Here is a 7,455-nt window from a genome sequence, read left to right as displayed (position 1 = left end):
AATGTTTGCAATTCATTAGTAACACTTCCGTCAACTTCTACAAATGTTGGAAGAACTACTGTGTTTCCGTTTGAAATTGTTAGATTATTTCCAACTAATGCTAATGATTGTGCATCTGTATCGGTAAATGTTGGAAGATTAAAAGAACCTCCGCCATTTGAAAGTGTAACTGTGTTTCCTGCTTGTGATAATGTTTGCAATTCATTGGTAATACTTCCGTCAACTTCTACAAAATTAGGTAAACTCACAGGATTGCTTGAAATACCATTAACAGTTGTGACTAGTTGATTAGTGAAATTAATACTATTAGAAATAGAATTTACAATATTAGCAGTATCAGAAATAGAATTTACATTACTAGTCATGATATTTCCTGTGGAGCTTATTATATTAGAAGTATTTAAATTACTCATATTGCTAAGAATAACATCAACATTAACATCAACAGTTAAAAATTTAGTAGAAATTTGTCTTGTCGATGGAATAAAATTACTTGTAAGATTTGTAAACCTTAAACCAGAATAGCCATTGTAGCCATGAGTTATTTCAAGTTTGTTTTGAGGAAATAAATTTAAGGGCAAACCAATTCCTATTCTTCCTCCACTACTACTATAAACATTAGTTCCTCTAATAATACCTCCAATAATTAAGCTATTACTAATATCATTCATAAATGAAGAGCTATTACCAATTGAAATGTTATGAGATCCAGAAATTAAATTACTCATAGAATTATTTCCAATGATAATATTTGAACTTCCATTTATATTGTTAAAGGCATTTCTAACTCCTAAACCAATATTATTATTACCATTTAGTGTTTTATGAAATGAATGATAACCAATAATTGTATTATAACTTGTACTTTGAGCACTTGATAAAGATTGATATCCAATAACTGTATTATCGTTTCCAGCTCTCAATTTAAATAAGGAACTGTAACCTATTGCAATATTTTCACTACAAACTTCATTGTTTAACGAGCCACTATGTAATGAAAATGCACCTATTGCAACATTATTAAATAAATTACCCGAAGATTTTGATAATTGCATAGATTTATATCCAATAGCAGTATTTGATGATCCACCTAATTCATTTTGCATGGCTGATGTTCCTACAGCAGTATTGCTTCCAGATGCACCATAATTAAGAGCTGCTTGTAAATTAAACATCCTTAAAGCATTAGAACCAATTGCAGTATTTGATCCAGGACTTAATGGATTTATACTTTTTAATGCAAATGCTCCAAATGCAGTATTGTTGTTAGGAAATCCAACTGAAAGTGCTCCATTACCATAAGATGTAGTTGAAGGTGCAATCAACTGCCCATTACAGATAAAAAAACTTAATTGAATACCTATAATAATTAAATTGCTTTTTAACATTTTCATAGCTTGTAGGTTTAGGGTTAAAAAATAATTGTAAAATTTAAAATATTACATTAATAATTTTATATTATTTCATTTTAATCTGTTAACATTATTGTTCAAAATTATACTTTAAATTAACTTTTAACAAATAATTAGACAAAAAACACAAAATCATAGATGAACTACATTATTTTAACAAAATATATGAGAAATGCCTTATGAATATTAATTATAATAATAATATTTCTATTTTTTATATTGTTGGTAATCAGATTATTCTTAATTTTAGTTTCGTCATAAACACCTTGTTTATGCTGATGTTAGTGTTCAATAAAACTTTATTAGTTCAACATTTAAGTAAAAATAAATCAAAAAAAAACTCCACCAATTGGTAGAGTTTATTGAATTTGTAAATAATAAATTATCGTTTATCCATTGAAATAAAATCTCTTAATGGGTAACCTGTATAAACTTGTCTTGGTCTACCAATTGGTTCTTTATTGATTCGCATTTCTTTCCATTGTGCAATCCATCCAGGCAAACGACCTATTGCAAAAAGAACGGTAAACATGTCTGTTGGAATTCCTAATGCACGATAAATAATTCCTGAATAGAAATCTACATTTGGATATAATTTTCTTGAAACAAAATATTCATCTACTAAAGCAGATTCTTCTAATTTTTTTGCAATTTGAAGAATTGGATCATCAACTCCTAATGTTGCCAAAACCTCATCGGCAGCTTTTTTAATGATTTTTGCTCTTGGATCAAAGTTTTTGTAAACTCTATGTCCAAAACCCATTAATCTAAATGGATCTTCTTTATCTTTAGCTTTAGCCAAATATTTATCGGCATCGCCACCATCTTTTTGAATATCCTCAAGCATTTCTAAAACTGCTTGATTTGCTCCACCATGCAATGGTCCCCAAAGTGCGGAAACTCCAGCAGAAATTGATGCAAATAACCCGGCATGAGACGAACCAACAATTCTAACAGTAGATGTAGAGCAATTTTGCTCATGGTCTGCATGAAGAATAAATAATTTATCTAAAGCGTCAATAACTTTTGGATTAGAAGTATAGGGTGATGTTGGTAATTTAAACATTAACTGCATAAAGTTTTCAACATATCCTTGTGTGTTGTCATAATAGTTTAAAGGAAAACCCATCATTTTTCTGTAGGTCCAAGTTGCAATAACAAGAAATTTGCCCATTGTTTTGCATACTGCTTCATACATTTCTTTTTCGTTATCAACATTTACAACTTTTGGATTAAAAGCGGTTAATGCAGAAGTTAATGAAGACAAAACTCCCATTGGATGAGCAGTTTTAGGAAAACCATCGATGATGTTTTTCATTTCTTCGTTTACTAAAGTGTATTTTCTGATATCGGTTTCGAATTGTGCTAATTGTGATTTTGAAGGTAATTCTCCAAAAATAACTAAATAAGATACTTCAAGAAAATCAGCTTTTTCGGCTAAGTCTTCAATTGAGTAACCTCTGTATCGAAGAATTCCTTCTTCGCCATCAAGAAAAGTTATATCGCTTTTGCATGAACCAGAATTTTTATAACCTGGATCTAGAGTTATTGCTCCTGTAAAATCTCTTAGTTTTTGAATATCGATTGCTGGTTCGTTCTCGCTTCCAACAATTACTGGAAACTCATACTTCTTGCCATCATATTCTAATATTGCTGTTTTTGACATGGTGTAAATTGGAAATTAAATCTGATAAAATAATAATTTAACAAATCTATGAAATTCTAAATGAATATTCAAATTTAATTTATCTGTTGTGAGTTGTGAGTTGTAAGTAGAGTTACAAAATTGAGGAATTTGGAATTTAATGTATTTACTCTTTCTCAATTTTCTACACTTCAATTCCTTTTTCAGAAGTTGTTTTTAAAAATAAATTCATTTTAATTTATATAAGATATCAAGTTATGTTGTTATTTCATTTGTTAAATCTGAATGAAACCTATACTTGAATATTAAAATTTTGTTCATTTTATAACTTTAAAAAAATTAGTAAATTGTTTAGTCTTATTTCTGTAACAATAAAATATATTGCTTATTATTTTGAAAAAAATAATTTCTTTTAAGTATTGATTATAAAGAACATAGAAAAAATATAATATTTAATATAAATAAAACAATTATATTAATTATAGTATTACTTTTGCAACATAACTCCAAGTTGTGCAAGATACTAGAACCAAAATTAATTCTCTTTTAGAGGAATCATATGCTATTAGGATTAATAATCTTGAAAAAAGTATTTCACTTACAAATACTGCATTATCTTTATGTTCAAACCACACATTTAATGATTTAAAAGCAAAATCATTAACACAACTTTCGTTATACTATATGATTATTGGAAAGTATGATGAATCTTATAATCTGTCACAGAAATGTATTGTTATGTTTGAGAAACTTAATGATGAAAAAGGCATTGCAGATTCTAAATACAATATGGCAGGTTTTTATTATAGAACAAATAATTTTCAATTGGGCGTTGTATATTTAATTGATGCGTTAATAATTTACAAGAAGTACAATGATTACCATAATATTTCAAGATGTGAAAAATCGTTAGGAACTGTTTATAGTTTTACAGGCGACGATGTTAAAGCTATTCAATCTCATAAAAACGCTATAAAAGCAGCAAAAAAAATTAATGATTTAAATCTTGAATCTAATGCTTACAATAACCTCTCTGGAATATATATTAAAAACAATCAGGTAGATTTAGCATTAGAAATCATAGAAAAATCTATTGTAATAAAACAAAAAACAAAAGACACAAGAGGTTTAGCATTTGCAATTTATGGAAGAGCAAAAGTTTATTTCATTCAAAAAAAATATGTTGATGCAGAAAAAGATTTTCTAGAATCTATCTCTATTCATATTAAAATGGGTGAACTACTTGGATTGGTTATGTGTTATAACAAACTAGCAAAATTATATTTTGAAACTAATAAAATTGATTTAGCAAGAAAAACTATTACAAAAGGACTAGAAATATGTTATCTTTATAATATTTCATTAATCAAAATTAAATCACTCTATTTATTATACTCCATTTTTAAATTTGAAAACAATAATGATCAAGCACTACATCATTTAGAATTATATTTGTTTGAAAAAGAAAGTGTTTTTAATGCTCAAAATTTTAAAATCATTGAGAATTATGATTTGCTTGTTAGAATGCAAACTATGCAAAAAGAAACAGAGTTTCAACAAGAAAAGACTTTATTAATTACTAAAAGCAATAAAATAGAAGAAGCAGCTAGAGTTAGACAAGAATTTCTTTCTACAATGAGTCACGAAATTAGAACTCCTCTCAATGCAGTAACAACAATAGCAACAATGTTGAGTGAAAATTCTCACATTGAAGATAAAATGTTGATTGATTCTCTTAAATTTTCATCTAATCATTTAATGCAAATTATCAATGATATTTTAGATTTTACTAAGCTTGATTTGGGTAAAATGAGTTTAGATATACAAACTAGTAATATAAAATCTTACCTAGATAATTTTTGGAAAACGTATCAATTTCAAGCAAATCAAAAAGGTATAAATTTTAAACTTAAAGTTGATAAAACCATTGCTGAGAACTATTTGATTGATGAAACTAAGATTACTCAAATTTTAGGAAATTTAGTATCTAATGCTATTAAATTTACTGAAGAAGGAAATGTTGTTTTAGAAGTTCAAGTTCTTAAACAAACTGATGATTTTGATAAAATATTATTTAAAGTTTCAGATACAGGAATTGGAATTGAAAAAGAAAATCTTGAACAAGTTTTTCACAGTTTTTCACAGTTAAAAAATGGAATTAATAGAAAAAAAGATGGCGCAGGATTAGGACTATCAATTTCTAAAAAAATTATTGAGCTTCATAATAGTGAAATTAAAATAGAAAGTGTTTTTGGAAAAGGTTCTGTATTTTCTTTTGAATTAAAATTAAAAAAAACACAAAGTATTAAACAGAATAATAAAGCTGTATTAAAGGATAGTATGCTGGGAATCAAAGTGCTTCTAGCAGAAGACAATGCCATAAATGCAATGATTGCAAAAAAGCTTCTCTCAAAATGGGAAATTGAAACAGACCACGCGCTTGATGGATTAATTGCAACAGAAAAATGTAAACATACCAAATATGATTTTATTTTAATGGACATTCATATGCCTATTTTGGATGGTTATCAAGCAGCCAAAAACATTAGAACACTTGATAATTTAAATAAAGAAACTCCAATATTTGGTCTTACAGCTGATATTTCTGCCAAAGATAATGTAGATTACAATCACTTTTTTGATGATTTCTTTTTAAAACCATTAGAAATTGAAAAGTTGAAAATTGCATTTCTAACAAATTCTAAATAAATAAAAAACTCACAAATAGTTTAACGATTTGGTTAATTTTTATATATACTAAAAAAGATTCTCAATAAATACTGAGAATCTTTTTAGTATAAACTTTTACCAAAGTTTCTTAATTACTCTTTTATTATTTTTTCTACTTTAATTCCTTTGTCAGTGGTGATTTTTATGAAATAAATTCCATTAGATTTTTCTGAAATATCAAGCAAAGATTCATTGGAATTTTCTATATTAGTTTGTAACAATCTACCTTGAATATCATATAACTGTATCGATTGTATAGTAAATTTGCCATTTATATTGATGATTGAACGAGTTGGATTTGGATGAATTTTAATTGTCATATCAACATTATTCTCTGCAACACCTAATGCTTGAAAAACTATGGTATCTGTTGGTGTTACAATTGGAGCTGAATAATCAAAATATATTTGTGCATTATTATTTATCGATGTTCCTGGAACTAAATCATCTTTAGTTTTAATTTTTAACAATATTCCACCATGACCACCTGGAGGACTTATTCCTGAATTTCTAAAATAATAATCTACATTATTATCTACAATTTTTAAATCTAATGGATGTGATGTTTCAAGTATTTGAATTGAATTCATATCGAAAATAGAACTATCAAATGTGTTTTTAATAACAACATTATCAATAACTGCACTTCCTGAATTCTCAAAATTTATTACATAATGTAAATACTCACCTATTAACGATGCGCCAAGTGAGTTTCCTTCTAAACATTTAATATTATTAGGTGTATAACTTTGAACAATTTGATTATAAGAAAAAGTATTGTCTGCTAATGTTGTACTTAATTCTAGATTTGTAACTTCATTTATATCAACATTAAAATTGGCACTTTGACCAACTGAATAGTAATTTGTAGCAGTAGTAGGATTTAAATTTAATGTGATTTCGAAACTTCTTGTTTCTAGAGGAAGTAAATTTGTAAACAAATTTCTAAGTTGAGAAGGAGTAATTATTGGAGAAGTTTCAGACGAACCAACATATGTAATTTTAGTATTATCAAAATTAAAATCTACAAAACCATCAACTTTTTTAGAACCTTTGTTTTTATAAATCACTTTATATACTGCATCTTGACCTGGTAAAGCTGGAGTTATTGGAGCCAAAACCACTTCTAAATCTGGTACTTGAGCAGAAAGATTTGGAGCTAGGACAAAATCATTATTGTTTCCAGCTACAGCTAAATCATTTGTAATTGGAGCAGAAGATTGAAATGCATCATTGTTTTCCAATCCACGAGTAATAGTATAATTTCCAGTAGTTTGAGTGGTGTAAAGTACAAATAATCCAGCTTCATTTGTAGTTGTTTGAATTACTTGAGAACCTATAGTACAAAGTATTTTAACGTTTTTTTCAAGATTGTTTACTACATCAGTATCATTATAACTAATTGTGCCACTAATAACGCTATAAACTCCGCCTGGAGTTATTGTACAAAGTGAATTTACTTCATATGAACCTCCAGTTAATGCAGCGACTTGACTTTCGTCTGCACAAATATATTGTAATCCGCTATTTGAACCACCACTTAGATTAATAGTTTCATTTTGACCATTTTTTACAAATAAAGTGACCAAACTATTGTTGCTACAATCTAAAGTTACTAGATTTATACAAGTTGAAACATCAATTGTGGTTAATAAATTATTTTTACAA

3 protein-coding genes and 1 pseudogene are annotated in these 7,455 nt (G+C 27.3%); 1 reads left to right on the top strand and 3 read right to left on the bottom strand.

What is annotated here, in order from left to right:
• Positions 1-1,394: pseudogene (locus ACH2BO_RS07260) on the bottom strand (hypothetical protein); the annotation flags it as partial.
• 400 nt (positions 1,395-1,794) lie between these two features.
• The gene (locus ACH2BO_RS07255; RefSeq protein ID WP_395044086.1) at positions 1,795-3,078 is read right to left on the bottom strand and encodes a citrate synthase; all 1,284 of its coding nucleotides are present in this window, start codon (positions 3,076-3,078) and stop codon (positions 1,795-1,797) included.
• A gap of 492 nt (positions 3,079-3,570) precedes the next feature.
• On the opposite strand from ACH2BO_RS07255, the gene ACH2BO_RS07250 reads away from it, so the two are divergent.
• On the top strand, positions 3,571-5,766 hold the full coding sequence (locus tag ACH2BO_RS07250; RefSeq protein ID WP_395044085.1) for an ATP-binding protein: 2,196 nt from the start codon (positions 3,571-3,573) through the stop codon (positions 5,764-5,766).
• 113 nt (positions 5,767-5,879) lie between these two features.
• Here the strand turns inward: ACH2BO_RS07250 and ACH2BO_RS07245 are convergent.
• Positions 5,880-7,455, bottom strand: a 1,576-nt coding sequence (locus ACH2BO_RS07245; RefSeq protein ID WP_395044084.1) for a T9SS type A sorting domain-containing protein, incomplete at its 5' end; no start/stop codon positions are given.

This window comes from Flavobacterium sp., assembly GCF_043773265.1.
Classification (GTDB): domain Bacteria; phylum Bacteroidota; class Bacteroidia; order Flavobacteriales; family Flavobacteriaceae; genus Flavobacterium.
This window is presented reverse-complemented; position numbering and strand designations above follow the sequence as displayed.

Excerpts from the sequence above, each read along its gene's own strand:
- ACH2BO_RS07255 (WP_395044086.1), bottom strand. The coding sequence starts at position 3,078 with ATGTCAAAAACAGCAATATTAGAATATGATGGCAAGAAGTATGAGTTT.